Source organism: Aggregatimonas sangjinii, from assembly GCF_005943945.1.
Classification (GTDB): domain Bacteria; phylum Bacteroidota; class Bacteroidia; order Flavobacteriales; family Flavobacteriaceae; genus Pelagihabitans; species Pelagihabitans sangjinii.
Window position 1 is genome coordinate 2484024 of sequence record NZ_CP040710.1, and the last position, 21228, is coordinate 2505251.

General features: G+C 43.0%; 26 protein-coding genes. 11 read left to right on the forward strand and 15 right to left on the reverse strand.

Annotation, left to right across the window (positions count from 1 at the left end; translation table 11 throughout):
• Positions 1 to 16: 16 nt before the first annotated feature.
• Positions 17 to 2176 (reverse strand): TonB-dependent receptor, encoded by a 2160-nt coding sequence (locus tag FGM00_RS10230; RefSeq protein ID WP_138852816.1) that lies wholly within the window; start codon positions 2174 to 2176, stop codon positions 17 to 19.
• Between the two features lie 213 nt (positions 2177 to 2389).
• Here FGM00_RS10230 and FGM00_RS10235 point away from each other — a divergent pair, with 213 nt between their 5' ends.
• Together FGM00_RS10235 and FGM00_RS10240 are read left to right on the forward strand one after the other, a co-directional pair.
• The gene (locus FGM00_RS10235; protein WP_138852817.1) at positions 2390 to 2809 is read left to right on the forward strand and encodes a DUF2141 domain-containing protein; all 420 of its coding nucleotides are present in this window, start codon (positions 2390 to 2392) and stop codon (positions 2807 to 2809) included.
• Positions 2810 to 3082: 273 nt separating this feature from the next.
• Positions 3083 to 4021: a LysR substrate-binding domain-containing protein gene (locus FGM00_RS10240; protein ID WP_138852818.1), complete on the forward strand. Its 939-nt coding sequence runs from the start codon at positions 3083 to 3085 to the stop codon at positions 4019 to 4021.
• Between the two features lies 1 nt (position 4022).
• Here the strand turns inward: FGM00_RS10240 and FGM00_RS10245 are convergent, their stop codons facing one another.
• On the reverse strand, positions 4023 to 4436 hold the full coding sequence (locus FGM00_RS10245; protein ID WP_138852819.1) for a hypothetical protein: 414 nt from the start codon (positions 4434 to 4436) through the stop codon (positions 4023 to 4025).
• 86 nt (positions 4437 to 4522) lie between these two features.
• Positions 4523 to 4720 (reverse strand): hypothetical protein, encoded by a 198-nt coding sequence (locus FGM00_RS10250; RefSeq protein WP_138852820.1) that lies wholly within the window; start codon positions 4718 to 4720, stop codon positions 4523 to 4525.
• 135 nt (positions 4721 to 4855) lie between these two features.
• Here FGM00_RS10250 and FGM00_RS10255 point away from each other — a divergent pair, with 135 nt between their 5' ends.
• Positions 4856 to 6127, forward strand: a complete 1272-nt coding sequence (locus FGM00_RS10255; RefSeq protein WP_138852821.1) for a D-alanyl-D-alanine carboxypeptidase — start codon at positions 4856 to 4858, stop codon at positions 6125 to 6127.
• Between the two features lie 62 nt (positions 6128 to 6189).
• Here the strand turns inward: FGM00_RS10255 and FGM00_RS10260 are convergent, their stop codons facing one another.
• From FGM00_RS10260 to FGM00_RS10275, 4 genes are all read right to left on the reverse strand, one after another.
• Complete coding sequence (locus FGM00_RS10260; protein WP_138852822.1) at positions 6190 to 6702, reverse strand: peptide-methionine (S)-S-oxide reductase; 513 nt, start codon at positions 6700 to 6702, stop codon at positions 6190 to 6192.
• Between the two features lie 21 nt (positions 6703 to 6723).
• Positions 6724 to 7308, reverse strand: a complete 585-nt coding sequence (gene nudK, locus FGM00_RS10265; protein ID WP_138852823.1) for a GDP-mannose pyrophosphatase NudK — start codon at positions 7306 to 7308, stop codon at positions 6724 to 6726.
• A complete protein-coding gene (locus FGM00_RS10270) occupies positions 7298 to 7657 on the reverse strand; it encodes a DUF4406 domain-containing protein (RefSeq protein WP_236262748.1) in 360 nt (119 codons plus the stop codon). The genes nudK and FGM00_RS10270 overlap by 11 nt, the downstream gene beginning before the upstream one ends.
• Positions 7658 to 7747: 90 nt before the next feature.
• Positions 7748 to 8353, reverse strand: a complete 606-nt coding sequence (locus FGM00_RS10275; RefSeq protein ID WP_236262749.1) for a Crp/Fnr family transcriptional regulator — start codon at positions 8351 to 8353, stop codon at positions 7748 to 7750.
• Between the two features lie 133 nt (positions 8354 to 8486).
• Here FGM00_RS10275 and FGM00_RS10280 point away from each other — a divergent pair, with 133 nt between their 5' ends.
• Positions 8487 to 9191 carry a porin family protein gene (locus tag FGM00_RS10280; RefSeq protein ID WP_138852824.1) on the forward strand — a complete coding sequence of 235 codons (705 nt, stop codon included), beginning with the start codon at positions 8487 to 8489 and terminating at the stop codon, positions 9189 to 9191.
• Between the two features lie 94 nt (positions 9192 to 9285).
• Entirely contained in the window at positions 9286 to 10149 is an 864-nt protein-coding gene (locus tag FGM00_RS10285) for an SDR family oxidoreductase (RefSeq protein ID WP_138852825.1), read from the forward strand.
• A 483-nt stretch (positions 10150 to 10632) separates the two neighbouring features.
• Here the strand turns inward: FGM00_RS10285 and FGM00_RS10290 are convergent, their stop codons facing one another.
• The 6 genes from FGM00_RS10290 to FGM00_RS10315 all read right to left on the reverse strand — a co-directional run bounded on the left by FGM00_RS10290 (position 10633) and on the right by FGM00_RS10315 (position 14557).
• Positions 10633 to 11286: a DUF2461 domain-containing protein gene (locus FGM00_RS10290; RefSeq protein WP_138852826.1), complete on the reverse strand. Its 654-nt coding sequence runs from the start codon at positions 11284 to 11286 to the stop codon at positions 10633 to 10635.
• 75 nt (positions 11287 to 11361) lie between these two features.
• Positions 11362 to 11724: a four helix bundle protein gene (locus FGM00_RS10295; RefSeq protein ID WP_138852827.1), complete on the reverse strand. Its 363-nt coding sequence runs from the start codon at positions 11722 to 11724 to the stop codon at positions 11362 to 11364.
• Positions 11725 to 11777: 53 nt separating this feature from the next.
• Positions 11778 to 12575, reverse strand: coding sequence for a TIGR00266 family protein (locus FGM00_RS10300; RefSeq protein ID WP_138852828.1), 798 nt, complete (start codon positions 12573 to 12575; stop codon positions 11778 to 11780).
• Positions 12576 to 12726: 151 nt separating this feature from the next.
• Positions 12727 to 13239: a hypothetical protein gene (locus FGM00_RS10305; RefSeq protein ID WP_138852829.1), complete on the reverse strand. Its 513-nt coding sequence runs from the start codon at positions 13237 to 13239 to the stop codon at positions 12727 to 12729.
• 56 nt (positions 13240 to 13295) lie between these two features.
• The gene (gene ribH / locus FGM00_RS10310; RefSeq protein WP_138852830.1) at positions 13296 to 13778 is read right to left on the reverse strand and encodes a 6,7-dimethyl-8-ribityllumazine synthase; all 483 of its coding nucleotides are present in this window, start codon (positions 13776 to 13778) and stop codon (positions 13296 to 13298) included.
• 11 nt (positions 13779 to 13789) lie between these two features.
• A complete protein-coding gene (locus FGM00_RS10315) occupies positions 13790 to 14557 on the reverse strand; it encodes a tetratricopeptide repeat protein (RefSeq protein WP_138852831.1) in 768 nt (255 codons plus the stop codon).
• A 124-nt stretch (positions 14558 to 14681) separates the two neighbouring features.
• Here FGM00_RS10315 and recF point away from each other — a divergent pair, with 124 nt between their 5' ends.
• The 3 genes from recF to FGM00_RS10330 are packed head-to-tail and all read left to right on the forward strand — an operon-like array spanning position 14682 to position 16477.
• Positions 14682 to 15761 carry a DNA replication/repair protein RecF gene (recF, locus tag FGM00_RS10320; RefSeq protein ID WP_138852832.1) on the forward strand — a complete coding sequence of 360 codons (1080 nt, stop codon included), beginning with the start codon at positions 14682 to 14684 and terminating at the stop codon, positions 15759 to 15761.
• 1 nt (position 15762) lies between these two features.
• Entirely contained in the window at positions 15763 to 16188 is a 426-nt protein-coding gene (locus tag FGM00_RS10325; protein WP_138852833.1) for a hypothetical protein, read from the forward strand.
• Positions 16181 to 16477, forward strand: coding sequence for a DciA family protein (locus FGM00_RS10330; protein ID WP_138852834.1), 297 nt, complete (start codon positions 16181 to 16183; stop codon positions 16475 to 16477). The genes FGM00_RS10325 and FGM00_RS10330 overlap by 8 nt, the downstream gene beginning before the upstream one ends.
• Positions 16478 to 16624: 147 nt before the next feature.
• Here the strand turns inward: FGM00_RS10330 and FGM00_RS10335 are convergent, their stop codons facing one another.
• Both FGM00_RS10335 and FGM00_RS10340 read right to left on the reverse strand, forming a co-directional pair.
• On the reverse strand, positions 16625 to 17041 hold the full coding sequence (locus FGM00_RS10335; RefSeq protein WP_138852835.1) for a nucleoside-diphosphate kinase: 417 nt from the start codon (positions 17039 to 17041) through the stop codon (positions 16625 to 16627).
• A gap of 74 nt (positions 17042 to 17115) precedes the next feature.
• A complete protein-coding gene (locus tag FGM00_RS10340; protein WP_138852836.1) occupies positions 17116 to 18162 on the reverse strand; it encodes an alkaline phosphatase D family protein in 1047 nt (348 codons plus the stop codon).
• A 167-nt stretch (positions 18163 to 18329) separates the two neighbouring features.
• Between FGM00_RS10340 and FGM00_RS10345 the strand changes: the two genes are divergently transcribed.
• The 3 genes from FGM00_RS10345 to FGM00_RS10355 all read left to right on the forward strand — a co-directional run bounded on the left by FGM00_RS10345 (position 18330) and on the right by FGM00_RS10355 (position 21119).
• Entirely contained in the window at positions 18330 to 19355 is a 1026-nt protein-coding gene (locus FGM00_RS10345) for a DHH family phosphoesterase (RefSeq protein ID WP_138852837.1), read from the forward strand.
• A gap of 62 nt (positions 19356 to 19417) precedes the next feature.
• A complete protein-coding gene (gene gldI, locus FGM00_RS10350; protein WP_236262750.1) occupies positions 19418 to 19942 on the forward strand; it encodes a gliding motility-associated peptidyl-prolyl isomerase GldI in 525 nt (174 codons plus the stop codon).
• 64 nt (positions 19943 to 20006) lie between these two features.
• Entirely contained in the window at positions 20007 to 21119 is a 1113-nt protein-coding gene (locus FGM00_RS10355; RefSeq protein ID WP_138852839.1) for a peptidylprolyl isomerase, read from the forward strand.
• Positions 21120 to 21228 lie beyond the last annotated feature (109 nt).

The following is a 21228-nucleotide window of genomic DNA, read 5'->3' on the forward strand; positions in this document are numbered from 1 at the left end:
TAGCTTAAGAGTGGTATTACAAATTATCCAACTGGTTATCGCTTTTGTTATCACTAATGGTCCAGAAGAATCCGACAAAGAAAAAGGTGTCTGCGGTGGGTCTGATCGCCAGTCGGTCGAATTGTCCGTTGGCATTCGGTGCGTCTGCATATTGGTAGCCATTAATATTGTTGAACCCCGCCACGTTGCTTACCGAGCAGTAAAGAATTTTCTGTGGCGATAGCAAATAAGCCCAGTTGACGCTCAAACTATGATAAGGCTTTGTTTTCTCGGATAGGAAATCAGAAGTGTTCGGATTGTCATATGGTCTTCCCGCAGCATAGGTGTATGAGATGCCCACTTGCGATTTCCAATCTTCAATAAAGTATTTGGTCACTAAAGAGAAATTATGCTCAGGTGCAAAATTCGGTGTTGCCTTTTCGCTAAAATTACGATAGTCCCGCTCTGTATTTAAATAGGAGTATGACACCCAATAATCGAGATTTTTGATGCTTTTGTTGTCCCTCCAAAAAACATCAAGTCCCGAGGCGTAGCCGCTCCCCGTATTGTCGAATCGGGAATCAAATTGGGCGAATTGCGTATCGTACTTGACGAGATTATGGTAGTCTTTGTGGTAAGCCTCGACGCGAAATGTCTTTCCGTTCGCTAAATATTGATAGTTTAGAATGTAATGTTCGGTTTTCTCAAAATCGAGACTTTGGTCAAATTTCAGGTATTCCGTAAAAGGGTTTTGATAAAAATCCCCATAGGCCAAGGAAAACTGACTCTTATCACCACTCTTATAGGCTATGGAAATTCTTGGGGATACATTAAAATCTGCCAACGCTGCGGAATACTCCCCGCGTACCCCAAGTTTCATCGCGAATTTGTTGCTCAAAAAAATATCCGTTTCTATAAAACCTGCGCTCAGATTATCCCTGTAGTCCGAATCAAAGGAAAAGCCATCCGAAGATAGAAAAGACTCCGTATAGTCGGTAACAAAATGTTCCGCCCCAAAATTCAATTGAAAGCGACTACTGAAATTCTTCTTTATCTTCACTTTTACATGCCCTGCGGTCTCTTTGGTATCAATCGTGTTTGTTTGGATACCGATATCGTTTGTATCCAATGAAATACTTGCTCCTGTGGTAAAGGTCCATTCTTTCTCCAAGAAATGTTTGTATGAGGTATTCGCATATAGGTTGTTGTTTTTCAATTTAAAATTCACAAAATCCTCAAAGTTGATATCCTCTTGCTCAATATCCAGATTGGCTTGGGTAAAGCCAGTATAGAATTTAAACATGCTTTTCTCTTTCTTGCTTCGAAAAACGGCCTCTCCGGAAATAGACTTGTAAGGCTTGTTCCATTTGGCGCCACGGTCATTGGGTACCAGCCATTGATATGGCGCCAAGTTGATGTAGGACGCATTGACACTCAAGGATTCGTCACCCCAGATTTCGGTATGGCCTACTCCCCCACCAACGGACATCACCTGAAGCTCGGTTTTTTCTTGATCGGGAACGTCAGTAGTATTCAATAATAGTACGCTGGACAGGGCCTGACCGTATTCCGCTGAATAACCGCCAGTGCTAAAGGTTATTCCCTTAAATAAAAATGGGGAAAAACGGCCTCTTGTCGGAATATTATTGGCAGTCGCGCTGAAGGGTTGAAAAACGCGAAGACCATCGATAAATACTTGGGTTTCTCCCGCTTCGCCCCCACGAACGAACAGGCGGCCATCTTCGCTTACGGTCGATGTTCCCGGTAATGTTTGAAGCGCGCCAACAAAATCGCCCACCGCACCGGCGGTAGTGACAATATCCAGAGGTTTTAGTACCGATACCTTGGAATTGTCACCTGCCTCAAACGTTCCAGCGGTTAGCGTCACCCCTGTTAATTGATTGATGGCCTCACGCATTTCGATTTTCATATTCTCCAAATAGGAAACATCACCCGCCTGCATAAATGGATCGTAAGAAAGCATTGAAACAATCAGGTTTTGTGTGCCGGTCTCAACAGTGTCGAAAGTAAAATTCCCATTTTCATCGGTTGAAGCGCCGTCGTATGTACCTTCTAAATATGCATTTGCACCTTGAATGGGAATGCCCTTGGTGTCGGTCACGGTTCCTGAAATGGTCGTTTGTGATAGTAAAACAGTGCTGAGTAAAAGAAATAAGAAGGTAATTGATTTCAACATGACCGTAAATTTTGAATTGCTACCACAAAAATGCGGTCAACTTTCCGGCCATGCGAAAATTGATTACCCAACTGTAACTTTACAGGGCTGAATTGAAACGCGAAAAATGGGTTTACAGTTCAGTAGAAAAAATCAACAATTCGGTAAGGACTATTTCAATTACCGCAGTCTTGTTCGCATCTTTGAGGCATCATAAAACTAAAACCTTATAACATGAAAAAATTGGGATTTCTTTTAAGCGCATTATGTATCGGATTTACAACAATGGCACAAGACAAATCGGGAGCGACCATCACGGTAGTGGTCGAAAATGTACTTTCGGATGGGGGAACGATTTTGGCTGGACTGCACAATAACGAATCCTTTATGAAAAGCAACGGGATAGCAAACGCCAGCGCTCCGGCCGTAAAAGGCGAGGTGAGCTTAACGTTCGAAAATGTACAGCCGGGAACATATGCCATCATGGTCATGCACGATGCCAATGACAATCAGCGCATGGATATGGAGGCCAATGGAATGCCCACGGAAAGCTACGGAATGAGTGGCAATGAAATGAGTATGGGTCCTCCAACTTTCGATGGTGCCAAGTTCGAGGTAACGGATGCCGATCAGGAGTTCCGTATCAGATTTTAGCACATGACAATCATCTTCTTGACCTTCAGAGCCTTTTGGGAAAAAATGGAGGAGGGTGTGTAAAAAGTACAACCTAAATGTCATTACGAGCAAAGCGAAGTATTCGGTCTGTCAATACCAACGATTTACAGATTGCTTCGTGCCTCGCAAAGACGGCTGAAAGTACTTTTTAGACACCCTCTTTTTTATACCGATAGGATGGATTAATATAAAAATCATTTGTAATAGTTTTTACTGATGGTTTTTATATTTTTATACTTTAATACCCTATTGATGACCATCACCCAATTACAGTATGTGCTCGCCGTAGCGGAATATCAAAATTTTACACTGGCGGCCCGGAAAAGCCACGTCACACAGCCGACCTTGAGCATGCAGGTTCAGAAGCTCGAAGATGAGCTCGATGTATTGATTTTCGACCGAAGCAAAAAACCCATCGCTATTACCGAAGTAGGTGCGAAAATCGTTGCCCAAGCAAAAAATATAGTGAATGAGGCCGACCGAATTCAAGATATCGTCGACCAGGAAAAAGGATTTATCGGTGGTGATTTCACCCTTGGCATTATCCCTACCGTAATGCCCACCCTACTCCCGATGTTCCTTAAGAACTTCATCAACAAATATCCAAAGGTCAACCTGATTATTAAGGAGCAAAGCACCGAGAATCTGATTCGTAATATTCAGGACGGTCATTTAGACGCGGCCATCGCAGCAACACCTTTGGAGATAGAATTTATTACCGAGCGCCCATTGTATTACGAGCCCTTTGTGGGCTATGTTCCTGCAAGTCATCGTTTGGGTAGCGCTAAAAAACTGGACCCCACCGATTTGGATATCAATGATGTGTTGCTGCTGCAAGACGGACATTGCTTTCGTGATGGTGTCATCAATTTATGCAAAGCTCCGAAAGACTATAGCGAAGAACATTTTCAGCTACAGAGCGGAAGTTTCGAGACCTTGGTGAACCTGTCCAACGAAGGCCTCGGCATGACGCTTTTGCCCTTTTTGAACACTTTGGAGCTCGATATAGAAAAAAGTAAAAACTTAAAATATTTTAACGATCCTCCCCCGGCGCGGGAAGTGAGCCTTATCTACCATAAGAGCGAACTGAAAATACAGATAATCGAGGCGTTAAAAGATGTGATTTCAGCCGTGATACGTGGTGCAATAGCATTTCAAGATGTGAAAATCATAAGTCCGCTTAACAAATAAGCTATTTTCTTGTGAAACGATAAAGACAAGCTTCAATACAAAACGTTGGAAAGGAAGGCGAAAGCGTAATGGTATCATCTGTTTGCTCCAAATAGAAGCCTAAGGTTGTTAGTTCTCCCTCGAATTCAAACTCAAGAAACAATTCATCCTCTTCTAGGCGGTAACTGCCCTCTTCCTGAACGCCACCGTCATTTTCAGTCTTTTTGAACAAGCCATTGGTTTCAAAAGTGTATTGGAAACCATTTTCAACAGCTATCCATTCCGTGACTCCCCCTGGGCTTATATAGGTCTCGGACAGCTGCCAGGTGCCGGCCAAGGTTGTACTTTTTAGCGTGGTCCCGATATCGGCCGATTCGCGATCACAAGAAATAGACACTACCATAAAAAGACCTATAAGTGCATTACGTAACCTCATCGTTTTCTTTTTTTAAAAGATGTACAATTATGATGTTGGTTGCGTATCATTCATAAAAAAAGCCACTTTCTCAAGTGGCTTTTCATTTATGCTTTTAAATATATCAAACTTTGTTGTAGTTCCGGCTTGTCTGTCAAAAACTGTTTCAACCAGTCCTTAAGTTCGTCTATCTCTTCTGGAAGAAGCCTTTCAAATGCTTTTTTTACTTCTTTACAAAACAATTTGGTATCGAAACTCACTTTCTTTAATACTGTTTTCGTGTACTCCAGCATCGCTTTTGCCATTTATCAGAATGTTTAAAGGTTGTTGTTACAATTTTAACCATAAAACCCTTTTTATATTGCTTGTTGCCCGTTAAAAATTGCTTAATTTCGTGTTAAAGTCAATAAATACGGTGGGTTTCAAAGTTTGTTAAATTTATGTGGAAGTGGTTTTTTGTTGTTTTTTTGGGCTTTATGATGATGGGTTGTGGTACCACTAAAAAACTGACGTCACAGCACAAAATCGATTCGCTAATTACTACAATCTGGGAGCAAAATCATTTTATCGGTTTTTTAGTGGTAGACCCTGTAACAAAGGATACCTTATATAGTCTAAATGCCGAAAAATACTTTACGCCGGCAAGTACTGCGAAAATATTCACCTTGTATACTGCCCTACAACACTTGCCAGATCGTATTCCTACCCTAAAATATATCCGCCGAAACGATACCCTTTATTTTGAAGGCACGGGTGACCCGACCCTGTTGCACCCCTATTTTAAAGACAGTACGGCAATTGATTTCTTAAAACAGAATAAACATCTGGTATGGCACAGCGATAATTATGAGGGTAACCTACTCGGACCCGGATGGGCCGTAGAGGATTACCAATATTATTTTCAGGTGGAACGCGGCGCCTTACCCCTATACGGAAATGTGGTCACCGTTTATCAAGCGGATTCCTTACAGGTCGTACCCACTTTTTTTAAGGATAAAGTCGTGCTTCTTAACTATCCGTTGAACCGGGAAGAAACTTCGAATACCTTCTACTACGATGCTTCGCGTGGCGATACCGTCGCCATTCCGTATCGAACGGACAGCGTACTGACCCTAAAATTATTGGAAAACGTACTTCGAAAAAAAATAGGGCGGACTACCAAGCTGCCGGATGGAGAAAAATCAATCTTGTACGGTGGAAATACCGATTCCGTGTACAAACGAATGATGCACGAAAGCGATAATTTTTTGGCAGATCAACTGCTTATTCTCTCGTCTTCGACCCTGTCTAATACGTTGGACGGCAATAAGGCGCGGGAATTCATTCTTGAAAATCAGCTTTCCGACATACAACAGCCCCCACGATGGGTGGACGGCTCGGGTCTTTCGCGCTACAATCTTTTTACCCCTGAATCAATGGTTCTGGTACTCGGAAAACTGTACACCGAAATTCCCAAGAACCGACTGTTCCACCTTTTTCCGGCCATTGAGGATTCGGATAATCCAGAAGGAGAGGCCCTTAGCCCAAGCAAACCCTTTGTGTATGCGAAATCGGGAAGTGTGGGCAACAATTATTCGCTGAATGGATATGTAGTGACAAAATCAGGTAGAACGCTGATATTCAGTTTTATGAACAATCATTTTACCAAACCAGCTTCGGAGATACGAGCGGAAGTGATGCAGGTGTTGAAGCGTATTCGGGACAGATATTGAAGGTAGATCCAAATAGCGAAAGCCCAGCCCGGGGCGTTAAATCTTCATTGCTATTTTACGCATTACAAGCTGGCTTGAACCATTTTAGGGTCGACCAAATTCGAAAATCGGTTTAAAAGCAGTCGCAGTTTGGGAGCAATATAGGTTTCACAAAACGGTTTTTCCGGTTGGGAATAATAATAGTTCCAATACCGCTCTTCCGAAGGTTTAAAATCTACGAACGGTAGTATTTCGGTAATCAATTTTTCGCTGAAACCATCCTGTAGCTCCTTTAAAACAAGACGCACTTTTTCATCATCCCCTGCATCGATGGTATACACCGCAGAACGGTATTTGTTCCGCATACGATGTGCAGCGGTGCTTTTATGGGTGTGTAAATGCACCTCGATCAAGTCTTTCAATGAAATTTCCCCTGGATGATACCTTATAACGACGGCCTCCGACCAATCGGACTGTTCCCCTACCGAGGATACAAAACCTTGATCTACATTTCTTACACCTCTTAACGATAGAAAAATGGCCTCGGTACACCAATAACAACCTCCGCCCAATGCGATTTTAGCCAAGCTTTCCATACCCTTTTAGTCGCGATACATTCAAGAAAATAACCCATTAATTTTGGCATATTGCAAAAGTATGATTGTTTTGGCATCCCGTATGGCGCCCGTTCGCATCATTTCCAAAACCATTTCGACAGGGTATTCGAGTACTTCGATATTCTCGGTTTCATGATCGGCGCCTCCGCCCTCTCCCACTTTCATACGCGCTTCGTAGGCACCGATAAATAGGTAAAGGATTTCGGTAACCGAACCTGGGGACATAAAAGTCTCATAGACCCGCTGAACATCCCTTATACGATACCCCGTTTCTTCTTCAACCTCTTTGCGAATACAATCCTCCGGGTTGTCGCCGTCTAAAAGTCCTGCACAGGCTTCGATCATCATGCCATCTTCATTACCGTTTACATAGGTTGGCATGCGAAATTGCCGCGTAAGCACGACGGTTTTTTTGCTTTTGTTGTACAATAGAATAGCCGCCCCGTTGCCGCGGTCATAGGCTTCACGTTCTTGGGTCTCCCAGATGCCGTCGGGTCTTCGATACTCGAAGCTAAACTTGTTCAGGGTATACCAATTATCGGAAAGGACTTCTTTTTTGATGTTGCGTACGTTCTTATTTTGCATTTGGAATTTCATTTAAGTCATAATACACCTTTAGACCCAGCTCTTTGGCAATCCGCACATCTTCGTCGGCCCCTTTAGAGGCGCCTTCGATTCTTAGAATCGCATCGCATTTGGTCAACAATCGGTGTGCGGCTGGATACTGGATAGCCGTAAAGATCGCGTCACCTACTTCCTTCGAACCCGCAAGCTCGATCAAGGGATTCGCCACCCATTCCCCGATCATGGGTACATGACCTTTTCGGAAAATTGGCAAGGCCATGGTCTCGAGTCTATCCATATTCTTTTTGATACGCATCGGGTCGTTGTTCGTACCACTACGGTACGGACCTGCAATTAAAATCATCATCATAGTGTAGCGCCTTTTTTAAGGTGTGGGATTATATTTTTTGTAAAGAACGTAAATCGGACTAGCATAGCGATTAAGATAGTTTAAGGTATCTCACTTTTTTTTTACCGAACTTAAAAATTCCGGTGTTACCCCTAGGTAGGATGCGATTTGTTTCTGTGTTACCTTTTTAGCGATATGCGGATACTTGCTTACAAAGCGGTGGTACCTTTGCTCTGTGGTGAACGAAATGGCATCAAGAATGCGCAGCTGTTCGCGGGCATAGGCATTTTGAAAAAGGATTCTAAAAAAACGCTCGAACTTAGGCAATCGCTGCACTAAGAGCCCGAACACATCGAAACTCAAGGCAACCACCTTGCTGGCTTCAAGCGCTTCCAACGATACCATTGCGGGTTTTTGATTGGCAAAACAGTACATATCGGATATCCACCAATCCTCAATGGCGAACATAATGGTCGCCTCTTTCCCTTCCCTGTTTAAATGGTACGCGCGCAGACTGCCTTCCTCGACAAAAAATAGGTTCTTGCAAACCTGGCCCTGATCGAGTAACAATTCGTTTTTTTGATAGGTTTTGACCGCAACAAGACCTTCAAGATATATTTTCTCGGAACCATCAAGATCGATATGTTTTCTTATGTTGGCGAATAATTTGGAGTCATTAGTTAATCCACTTTCCGTTCCAGTTCGTACTTTTTTCAAAAATATTGCTTCTTAGGTAAGGATTAAAGGTATAGAAATATGATCACTATCATTTTAAGGCAGCTTTGAAACGATATCGTTATATTTAGTTCAAATATGACGAAGACAATTTAATACGCAAGTCCCCCGTCCGATGATACATTTAATTGCAGGAAAATTAAAGCGCATAGCGATTAATACGATACTACTATTCTCTGCACTGGGGATTGCCCAAGAAATCAACTTCGGTGCAAAAGCGGGATTCAATATTTCTAGCTTACGGGGAGATTATCCCAACGGTATCGAAAAAAAGGCAAAAGTCGGTTTTCACATAGGAAGTTTGGCCGAGTATGTGGTTAATGAAAAGATCGGTGTACAACCAGAGCTGCTTTTCTCCCGACAAGGTGTAACAAGCAAGACAAATAATGAGGGTTTTCGTCTTACGCAAACTACTCTGCTAAATTATCTGAACCTCGCCCTTATTGGCAAGTATGTCGTTCTGGAGAAGCTCTCGATTGAGTTCGGACCACAATTTGGCTATGTCTTAACGGCAAAATCTAAATGGGAATATGTAGATAATACGGATTCCTCGAGAAATGAAACTCTTGAATTTGATTTGATCAATGATCAAACGTTTACCTTTTTAGGAGAGACCTTTATGGGAGAAGGAGGTATCAACAGATTCGATTTTGGACTGAGCCTAGGTGCAGCCTATGCGTTGAACGAACATGTTTTCGTTCAAGTCAGATATACCCTCGGGCTTTTGACAGTGGACGAAATATCAACCTTCAATCAAAGTAACGAAAGCTGGAAATTGAAAAACTCCGTACTTCAATTTTCTGTAGGTTATCAATTCTAACGCATATAAAGACTACCCCTCTGCATCTACATCAAGCAAATTGCAATAGTTTTAATACAGGAAGCCCTCTTCCGATTATCTAAGTTCTTATCCTATGAAAAAAATAGCTCTTATTACAGGCACCTCATCGGGACTTGGGCTCGAAACCGCCATCATTTTGGCCAAAAATGGTTATACCGTCTACGCCACCATGCGAAGCCTAGCAAAAAAGGAACCCCTTTTAGCCCGAGCGCAAGAAGAGCACATCCAGCTAAAAGTATTGGCCCTGGATGTCACCGAACAACAATCCGTCGACAATTGTGTACAAACGATTATAGCTGCCGAAGGGCAAATAGACCTACTCGTGAACAACGCAGGTTCCGGTTTCGCCAAAACAACCGAACAAACAACGGAAATAGAAATGCAATGGGTCACCGATGTCAATTACTTTGGTGTGGTACGCTGCTCCAAAGCCGTAATTCCAGGAATGAGAACCCGAAAAAAAGGTCACATTATCAATATTTCTTCAGTAGGCGGACTTGTTGGCCAACCTTTCAATGAGCTTTACTGTGGAGCCAAATTCGCGGTAGAAGGATATACCGAAGCCTTAGCGAGCTATCTAACAGATGCCTTTCATATTCAATTTACCCTTGTTGAGCCTGGTGGTATCGTTACCGATTTCATGCAATCGGCGATGGAAAAGACAATGACAGCGGGCAAAATGGCACATCAGGCCTATATGCCGATTTTGAAAAAATATATGAGCGGCATCAAACAACGCACCGAGGGAAGTTCCCAACAGGTATATCAAACTCCTCTAGAGGTCGCTAAAGTTATCTTGGCGGTCGCTCAAAATGAAAATCCACCCTTGCGCATACGTACGTCGGAGTGGGCCGAGGAGTTTTGCTCCCTAAAAACCCAAGCCGATCCCGATGGGACTAAATCGGTCGAACGGATAAAGGAGCGGTTTCTTTCGTAATATGTATATCTAGGGCAAAGACTATAGCGCAAAGCGCGCTACGTTAAAAAACTCATGACTCGCTCTCCAGTACGGAATAATAAGAAGAATCAGGCCGCAACACCAATTACACCCGTTTATGGGATTACCTGAGTGGTACGGATTCCGTGGAGATACGGCAAAAAAACCGAAAGGACTCGAACTTCTGGAGGATATTTTATATAAAATTTATTACCAAAATCTTCTGAATTTCTGGGGATTCAATAACTGAAAGAAGACGGTTTTTAACGAACATGGGGAGCACACCAACCAAGATAGGCATGTACGAAAGTTGGCTCAAAAGAAAATGTCCAATCTTGGCGTCGGTCTATATGTTGCAGATATTACCGAGAAACGTTTGCGCCGATTTTTACCATCCATGAATATGAGCATCTGATTAATTATGCGAACACGGCAACTCAAATTATCGATCAGCAAAGCCAAGGTTTGATGCAAACTTTTTTATTACACCGTAACGGCCTTGTTCAAATACCTGCGAAACGGTAACATCTCTTGATATACGGCAATCAACTTTTTCTCAAAATTATCGGAGAAAATCTCCTGGGTAGGGAATTCCATCGCTACGGCGAAAGTTTTGTTGCGCAACAAGTCGATATGCGGGTGATTGTTCGAAAACCCCTTGGGAGCATTGGTAAGTTTCACATCCTCGTGAAGGCCTCCAAAGGTTTCTTTAAATGACTTTTTGTTCAGGATTTCTTTTAGTTCTTCCCCATTGTAATCGATGGCGTCCCGAATACTTCGTAGGCGCTTTGGATCCGGTCGCCAGAGTCCGCCAGCGAACATACCGCGTTCTATTCCGATTTCCACGTAAAAATCTCCAGTCTTCGGCCGCTTGTCCAAGCCCGCACCAAAATGGTCTTTGTATATGGGCCTATTAGGGTGAAACATCAGGTTGTTGTTGATACGATTTATGCCTTTTTTCCCCGGGGTATCATAATACTCATCATCAACCACGGCCAACTTCGCGTTCATTTGGTCTAACCAAACGATAAAATCGTCGCGGACTTCCTTATACCATTTTCGGTTGGCGTCCATCCATTCCTTGTTGTTGTTTTTTTGAAGTTGTTTGAGGAAGTTGATTTGGTTTTTGAAATTCATTTATGTTTGATGTTGGGTGGTGGGTGTTTGGTGCTCGATGCTCGATGCTCGATGCTCGATGCTTAAGTTAAGCGGTTAAAGTTTGTTCCTAAAGGCTATGATCATGTTCATTAATTTAAAGCAAGAATTATACAATTTTTCAAATTCAATAATTTTAACATAATCCCTGTTTTTCGCTTTATGGAGGCATGTGACGACTTCGGCCAATGACCGGGCCGAATACCCTAAAAATTTCCTGAATTCTGGGACAGACTGAATTATAGACCCCTCCGAAATATTTAATGCTACGGAGTCCACCGCTCTGCAGAGTTGTGATGATAAATTATATAGCTCTTTTTTAGGGAAACTTTCGGTCAAAAGATTAATATCCTCTCCGAGGTTCATAGCATCTTGCCATATCCGTAACTTTTCAAATTTGAATCTTGGTTCAAATGTCATTAGCTTGCTTTATATTCAAACACCGTTCACCCAACATCGTGCATCCAACTGTCTTAAAATCTATTGTCCCCGCCAATGATATCACCTAAGCCTCCAAGAATACTGCCCTCACCTTTGTCCTTGCCTCCTCTTGGAAGCGACGCCAGTACCCTGCCGGCCAAACGGCTAAAGGGTAACGACTGCACATAAACGGTTCCCGGTCCTTTGAGGGTGGCAAAGAAAAGACCCTCGCCGCCGAAAATCGTGTTCTTGATACCTCCTACAAATTCGATATCATAATCGATGTCCTGGGTAAAGCCAACAATGCAGCCCGTGTCTACTTTCAAGGTCTCCCCTGTTTGCAAGTACTTTTTTGCCAATGTTCCTCCCGCGTGCACAAAGGCCATACCATCACCTTCCAGCTTTTGCATGATAAAACCTTCGCCACCAAAAAGACCACGGCCCAGTTTTTTTGAAAACTCGATACCCACGGTCACGCCTTTAGCCGCACATAGGAATGCATCTTTCTGGCAAATGAACTTCCCATTGATTTCAGATAGGTCTATCGGTAAGATTTTGCCCGGATAGGGCGAGGCGAAGCTCACTTGCTTCTTGCCTTGGCCATTGTTCAAAAAGGCCGTCATAAAAAGACTTTCCCCGGTAAGGATTCTTTTCCCAGCGGAAAATATCTTTCCGAGCACCCCTTTTTCTTGGTTGGAGCCGTCTCCGAAAATGGTGTCCATTTTAATGTCGCTGTCCATCATCATAAAGCTTCCGGCCTCTGCCACAACGGCCTCTTGCGGATCGAGCTCTATTTCGACATATTGCATTTCTTCTCCAAAAATTTCGTAATCGATTTCGTGTGCGTTCATAAATAAGTTATTTAATGTCATTCCCGCTCTTCGTCTATGCCCGGCATAAACTCCGATAGGAATCTTGTTTTATAATTGATTGACAAATGTTAGTTGTCCGTCCATACTGTTTTGTTACATCCAAAGCAGATAAACTCCGTAGATGATCGATCTAGCCAAGGTCAGTCGGGCGTCTCATCTCCTTCACTACACTTCTTAGTTCCTCAGGTCTTTGTGTTCCGATCAGCCGCTTCCGTCCATCCTGTAGCGTGATAAAAAGTCCGTGCTTTCCTTTTACGTTATATACCGTACCATGCTTTAAGCTGATGCGAATGCCATAGCCAACAAAACCATAGTTGATGATTTCAGCGGTCGTAATTTCCTCCCAACGGAATTCTTTTTTAACCAAAAAAAGGTGCTTGACCATTATCTTTTCGGAATCGATTGTCGTTTCCATCCGTACCACAAGAAACAAAAAGGCGATTACCAGAGTAACCACGAGTATGATCCAATACTCCGAAGGCATGATTATGGATAAGGATAAATTACCGGAAGTATTCCCGGTAGGCTGCGAAATAGCTGCAAATTGCGCATATAAAACATAGGCCAAAGGCCAAAGCAACAACAGCCATAACCACCATTGGGTAAACTTTTGCTTTTCTTGGAATAGGATTTTAGTCGCCATGTTCCACGATTCAAGAGATTTATTTTCTGTTCGAGCGAAACTGGAAATCAAGAAGTTCAGTTGCCCAAAACGGCCATTTTTATTGCCGCAATGGCAGCCTCGGCACCCTTGTTCCCGTGTTTGCCGCCGCTACGGTCTATTGCCTGTTGTAGCGTATTGTCAGTAAGCACACAAAAAATAACGGGGACCTTAAGTATAACATTCAGGTCTTTGATGCCTTGAGCAGTAGCACTGCATACAAAATCGAAATGTTTGGTTTCGCCTTGAATCACACTACCAATGGCAATGATGGCATCAACGTCCAGAGTCTGCGCCATTTTCTTGCAGCCATAGGTGAGCTCAAAACTTCCCGGAACGTCCCATCGCAGTACATTTTCAGGGATGGCCCCACAATCCAACAATGCGGCCTTAGCGCCTTGGTACAGACCTTCTGTGATTTTTGAATTCCATTCAGAAACAACGATCCCAAACCGGAGCTTTTCCGCATTTGGGATCGTTGTCTTATCGTAAGCCGATAAATTTTTAGTTGCCGTAGCCATTGAAAACCGATTTACTTTCCACTTTTCGCCATACCGATAAAAGCATCGATGGTACGGGCTTCCTGCGATTTTGAAAATTCGTCTTTTATCCGCTGAAAATACTGAAGCGCTTTGTCGTTTTGATTCAATTCCATTGCGGTCACGCCCGCCTTGTATAAAAACTTTGGAGTCGTAAAGTCGTTCGTGCTGTGTGCGACGGCGCCTTCATAGTATCCCAATGCCTCTTCGGGCTGGTCTAATTGCATAAAAGCATCACCCAATCCTCCTTTCGCCATAGCACCTAAAACATCGTCATCCGAAGAAAAATCACTGAGGTAGGTAATGGCCTCTTGGTATTTTTGCATATTCAAATATGCCATTCCAGCAGAGTAATTAGCAAGGTTGGCTGCTTTTGTCCCAGGATACTCCTCTATGATGTTTAGAAAACCATATTTGCCCTCCGCCCCGTTCAAGGCCAAATTGTAAAGGGAATCTTTGGCAGTAGTTGCGGCAATAGCTTGATCAAAATACTGCTGCGGGTAGTACAGTTCGTTGGACGCATCGGCATCTTTTGGCTTTTGCACGAATTGGTTGTAGCCCAAATATCCTAAAAGTGCTACAGCGATAATGCCGATAACCCCAAGAATATAATTCTGGTTGTTCGAGACCCATTCTTCGGTCTTCGACGCACTTTCATCCAAGGTGCTAAAAACCTCAGCCGTTGCGCTTTCCTGTTCATCTATCTGCTGCTCTTCGGCCCGATTTTTAGGTTTATGTCCGCGCTTTTTATATGTTGCCATTTCAGTAATTTATTGGTCGCGCAAAAATAAAGGTTTTATCCAAAACCGAAAGGGTATTTATTCGTTATTTTTGGATATTCGTTTAATCCTCACTGCAATAAATTTAATTTCCGATACCCGTCGAATGTTTCTGAACAGCTTATCGCTCCTAAATTACAAGAATTTCGAATCCGAGAATTTTGAATTCGATTCCAAAATCAACTGCTTTGTCGGGGAGAACGGTATCGGGAAAACGAATATTCTCGATGCCATCTATCACCTATCGTTCGGGAAAAGCTATTTCAATCCGATAGCCACCCAGAACATCAGACATGGTACCGATTTTTTTGTGGTGGAAGGGGAATTCGAAAAAGAGGATCGCATTGAAAAGGTGGTATGTAGCCTTAAAAAAGGTGCCAAAAAGGTAATCAAGCGCAACGGAAAAGCGTACGATCGGCTTTCGGATCATATCGGGCTTTTACCCTTGGTCATCATCTCTCCTGCCGACCGGGATTTGATTATCGAAGGCAGCGACACCAGAAGAAAATTTATCGATGGGGTCATCTCGCAACAAGACAAACAATATCTGCAGGACCTTATCAAATATAATAAGGTATTGGCGCAGCGCAATTCGCTATTAAAATACTTTCATTTGAACCAAACGTTCGAGCCTACGACCTTGTCCGTATATAACGAGCAATTGAGCGGATACGGGTCATCCATTTTTAAAAAAAGAGTCGCTTTCCTGGAGGTCTTCGTACCAATTTTAAGGACACAATACGAGAATATTTCAGGTGGAAAGGAAACCATCGACCTCAACTATGAAAGCAAACTATTGGAAGATGATTTGCCATCCCTACTAGAAAAAAATAGCGATCGGGACCGAGCGCTGCAATACACCTCTGTCGGTACTCATAAAGACGATCTAGGGTTTGAAATCGGAGGTTATTCCGTAAAAAAATTCGGCAGCCAAGGGCAACAGAAATCATTTCTCATCGCATTGAAACTTGCGCAGTTTCAGTTTATCAAACAACAGGCAGGAACAACACCGATACTATTGTTAGATGATATCTTCGATAAATTGGACGAAAACCGGGTATCCCAAATAGTAGCCCTGGTTAACGATGAAAATTTCGGGCAAATCTTTATTAGCGACACCCATCCCGAACGCACCGAAAATGTTGTTAAAAACATTCATCAATCGTATAAAATATTTAAATTGTAACATGCAGAAGCTAGCCTTTTTTTTCCTGATTTGTTTGCTTGTTGGATGTGCCAAGAGCGTATCCACAGAGGATCTGGCCAAATTAAATGGTTATTGGGAAATAGAGAAAGTGGTTTTCCCTGACGGCAATACGAAAGAGTATTCGGTTAATCCGATGGTCGACTATTTTCAGTTAGAGGGTCTGAAAGGCTTCCGAAAGAAAGTACAGCCAAAATTCGATGGCACCTACGACACCTCGAACGACGCAGAGCCTTTTAGTATCGTTGAGGACTCAGAAGGTTTTTATATGCACTATGACAATGAATTGAGCAAATGGCAGGAAGAACTACGTGTTTTGAACGATGATAATTTTTCGGTGGTCAACGAAGAAGGTGTGCAGTACGATTACAAAAGATATGAACCCATAAGCGTCCAAAAAAATGAGTAAAAAACATCAGGACCATCAAAATATGGGAGAGGCGCTCAATGCATTTATCCAAAAGAACAAGCTGCAAAAAGGTATGGATAGAGTTCAGGTAAGGGACGCCTGGGCAAATCTTATGGGAAATGGGGTGAACAACTATACCACCTCGGTCGAGCTGCAACGCAATACCTTGTTCGTATCGCTATCTTCTTCGGTGCTACGCGAGGAACTAAGCCATGGAAAATCAAAAATAATCACCATGCTGAACGAAGAACTCGGTAAGGAATTGATTAAAAAAATGGTGTTGCGATGAGTAGTGGAATGCTTGGTGTTTGGTGTTTGGTGTTTGGAGATTTTTTTTAAATCATTTTACTGTGACACATTATCCCAAGGATATCCAAATAAAAACCCGATAGCTGCTAACAGCCATCGGGTTTTTTGTTCAACATATGTTGCTGTTTTAGTAAATCTCACGTCCGGCAAAATGAAATGCGCCTTCAATAGCGGCATTCTCATCACTATCGGAACCGTGTACTGCATTTTCGCCGATATCCTTCGCAAACAATTTACGGATAGTACCTTCCGCCGCCTCTGCTGGATTGGTAGCACCGATTAGTGCACGAAAATCATCTACCGCATTATCTTTCTCGAGAATAGCGGAAACAATGGGCCCACGGGTCATAAAGCTAACTAACTCCCCATAAAACGGACGTTCTTTGTGTATAGCGTAAAATTCTTGCGCATCCCGTTTGCTCAGTTGGGTATATTTCATCGCAATGATTTTAAAGCCCGCACTGGTTATTTTATCTAAAATAGCGCCTATATGTCCATTTTCTACGGCATCGGGCTTGATCATTGTAAATGTTCTATTTGTCATCTTGTAAAATTTTGCGCAAAAATACGGTTTATTTAGAGACTGGCAAGCGTAGTTTGCCGCTTAAAACAATCGCACTAATACTGTTGTTCAAGGCTACCCAGTACGATACCACCATCACCGATTATCTTAAAAAGTACTTTTTTCTCTTGAAGATCAAAATACAAGGTGCCGAAACTTTCAGTAAAAATGACTTCCCCGACTCGAAACGGATTGGGCTCGCCCGTAAAGCCGCGATAGGCGTGCGTAAGTCCGCTACTGGTAAAATCGATAAGCGGGTATGAAAGTCCGTCTACCTCGGTTTTGGAAAATTCCGAAATGTGGCGGTCACCGGACAGGACGATAACGCCCTTTGCCTTCGAATCGGAAACCAACCGTTTAAAACGGTCTACCTCATGCGGAAAATTGCCCCAACCCTCAAAGCCGTGCTCGTTCGATAGCAGTTGAATACTGCTCACTACGATATTGAATTCCGCCTTTGAATTACGCAATTCTTTCTCGAACCATTGCCATTGAGCGGATCCGAGAACCGTGCCCTCGCCGTACTTATTTGGTTTTAGTCTTTTCGCGGTTTCGGTGTCGGGTGTTACCGCAGTTCTAAAATAGCGGGTATCCAGAACGATTACCTTCACCATTCCTTTGGTCTTCGGTAAATCTTGGGCGGCATATATCCCTTCCCGCATTCTTCGTGGACTATCCTCTGGAACGTTCATAAAGTTTAGAAATTCCTGCTGGCTTTCTTTTTTGGCTGTGAATTCGACCCCGCCGTCGTTGAGGCCATAATCATGATCGTCCCATGTGCCCAAAACAGGTGTTTTTGACTTCAGTTCGCGATAACCCGCTATTTGGTCCTGTGCCCGGTACATGCTACGCAGTTGCTGCATGTCGTCGGTATCCGCATAAATATTGTCTCCGCCCCATAACCACAAGTCGGGTTGGATCGCCAAAATATCGTCCCAGAGCAGATTGGGCAGGTCGGTTCGATTACAAGAGCCAAAAGCAATTGTAAACTCCTCTAGCAATGGTTCGGTAGCTATTGTGTTTTCGTTTTCTGAGACAGTCTGGGACGATTTACATCCGATGAGGAAGAACAAGGCCCCAAAAAGTATAGTCGTTTTTTTCATTCGCATTGATTTCATCGTAATTCAATTCTTCCCTTCAAGTATTGAGTTATAAGCTACTGCCGTTACTTTTTGTCGGATTAAAAGGTACATCCATCTTCCTTTATTCAGCTTACAAAAATAGGCTTTACATCATTACCACTCTGTTATTAAATTGTATCTTTGCCGCCATGAATTCGGAGGACATCAAGGCAATACAAGAACTACTCGCCGTACCACAGCAAATCGTTATCATTCCACATAAAAATCCCGATGGCGATGCTATCGGCTCTACTTTAGGGCTTTGGCATTATCTAACGAATAGTGGACTTTCCGCCACCATTATCGCCCCGAACGATTACCCGAAGTTTCTAAAGTGGATGCCCGGTAACGAGCATATTCTCAACTTTGAACGTCACAATTCCCAAGCGAAGGAAAAACTGGCAGAAGCGAGCCTTATTTTTACGTTGGATTTCAATCATTTGGGAAGAACCGGACAAATGGCGCCACTTCTTGAAAGTTCGGAGGCCAAATTTGTGATGATCGATCATCATCAAGCCCCTTCCGATTATGCAGTGGTTACCTATTCCGATGTGAGTAAAAGCTCTACTTGCGAAATGGTTTATGAGTTCATTGCCTATTTGGGTGGTAAAGACCATATATCCGCCGAAATCGCCAACTGCTTGTATACTGGTATTATGACCGATACGGGATCTTTTAAATTTTCATCTACGACCAGCAGAACACATCGTATTGTAGCCGACCTTATTGATAAAGGTGCACAAAACACCGAAATACATCATCAGATTTACGACACCAATTCGCCAAGCCGATTGCATCTTTTGGGCTGTGCCCTCAAGAATATGGTCATTTTGGAAGAATACAGCACGGCCTACATCACCCTGTCCCAAGAAGAATTGGATCGATATGGGTACAACAAGGGAGATACCGAAGGCTTTGTGAATTATGGATTAACGCTGGATGGTATTATCTTTGCCGTGATTTTTATAGAAAATAAGGAAGAAGGTATCATAAAGATTTCCTTCCGTTCTACGGGTAATTTTTCGGTAAATGAATTCGCCCGCACCCATTTTGAAGGCGGTGGCCATACCAATGCTGCGGGAGGAAAGAGCGATGATACCCTTTCAGAAACCGTACAACGTTTTAGAAGCCATTTGAAAAATTACGAGGAGCAATTACTTATTCAAAGTTCATAAATCATAAGTTTGGAATTTAATTTATTACTACACTAATGGTACGACCACAAATTGTATTGCTTTTGTCAGCTCTTCTTCTTTTCGCTAATTGTGGCCAACCCGAACCCCGCAGGCCTATTCAGCAAAAAACAGGTAAATATTTCGGGGCGAATGTCGCCCGCAATAAAGCGTTACTCGAGGAAGAACAGCAGCTTATAAAAGCCATTATCGAACAAGACTCCCTACATCATTATGAACACAGTGCTAGCGGATCATGGTATTATTATATCCGGAAGAACGATACCGCGACCTATTTACCCAAGGCAAATGACCTAGTTACCATTGCCTACAACGTGGTAAGCTTCGACAATGACACAATTTATTCCGGTGAAGAAATCGGAATCAAAAAGTACAAAGTAGATATGGAAGAACTCTTTCCAGGGCTCCGTTACAGCGTAAAGTTGCTGAAAGAAAACGAAAGCGCAACATTTTTGTTCCCTTCCTCCCTAGGTTATGGCTATCAAGGAGACGGGGATAAAATCGGGGTAAACGTGCCTCTTAAAAGTACGTTGACCGTTTTAAAAATAGAAAAAGAACAAACACCATAAATACGAACGATTCCCGAGCTAAACCTTTTTGGGAATTCGGGAATCCCTATAAATTTAAGAATTCATGAAAAAAGTATATGTACTATTTGTAGCGGTCGCCTTGGTCCTATCGGCCTGTAAATCGAGTTATGCAGATTTAGGAGATGGCCTTTTTGCCGATATTAAGACCACTAAGGGGGATGTTATCGTAAAACTCGAATATGAAAAAACCCCAGTAACCGTGGCTAATTTTATATCACTGGCAGAGGGGAGCAATACATTTGTAAGTGATGAATACAAAGGAAAGAAATTTTACGATGGTATTATTTTTCACAGGGTCATGAAAGACTTTATGATCCAAACCGGCGACCCTCTCGGAACGGGTCGAGGGAATCCAGGATATAAATTTAAAGATGAGATTCATGATTCCCTGAATCATAATAAAGCCGGCGTTTTGTCAATGGCGAATAGTGGTCCGAATACCAATGGTAGCCAATTTTTTATTACCCATGTACCTTATCCTTCGCTGAATGGACGACATGCCGTTTTTGGCGAAGTGGTCGAAGGTATGGAAGTCGTCGATTCCATCGCGAACGTGAAGGTCACCCAAGGCAGCAACAGACCCGTATCAGAGGTAAGTATGAATACAGTAGAAATCATACGCAACGGGAAACAAGCCAAAAATTTTGATGCGAGTCAGGTAATGACCGACTACTTCGCTGAAGAGGCCGAGAAAGAAGCGGCATTCGCCAAGATGAAAGCCGATGTCGCCGCAGAATTTCTAGCGCAACGGGAAACCGCAAAGGAACTGCCGTCCGGACTGAAAATATTGACCATCAAGGAAGGAACCGGTGAACAACCTAACATAGGACAGCAGGCGATGGTAAATTATGCCGGATACACGGCTACTGGATCTCTTTTCGATAGTAATTACGAAGAAGTAGCTAAAAAATTCAACACCTATGATGAGCGCCGAAAAAAGGGCCGTGGCTACGAACCGGTACCAATGGATTATAGCCCGGAGGCACAATTGATACCGGGCTTTAGAGAGGCACTGCTGACCATGAAAGTGGGTGATAAAATACGGGTCTTCATTCCCTCTCACCTAGGCTACGGCGCACAAGGTAATCCCCGTGCCGCCATACCGCCCAATGCCGACTTGGTCTTTGATCTGGAAATTACGGGAGTAGCCGAATAATAGGTTTGTCGATTTCGAGACACTTATTTGATAAGTACAAAAACCCGCAAAAGCGGGTTTTTTTATACCTTTCCATAAAAAATACCGCAAATCGCAATTTGCTTTTTAA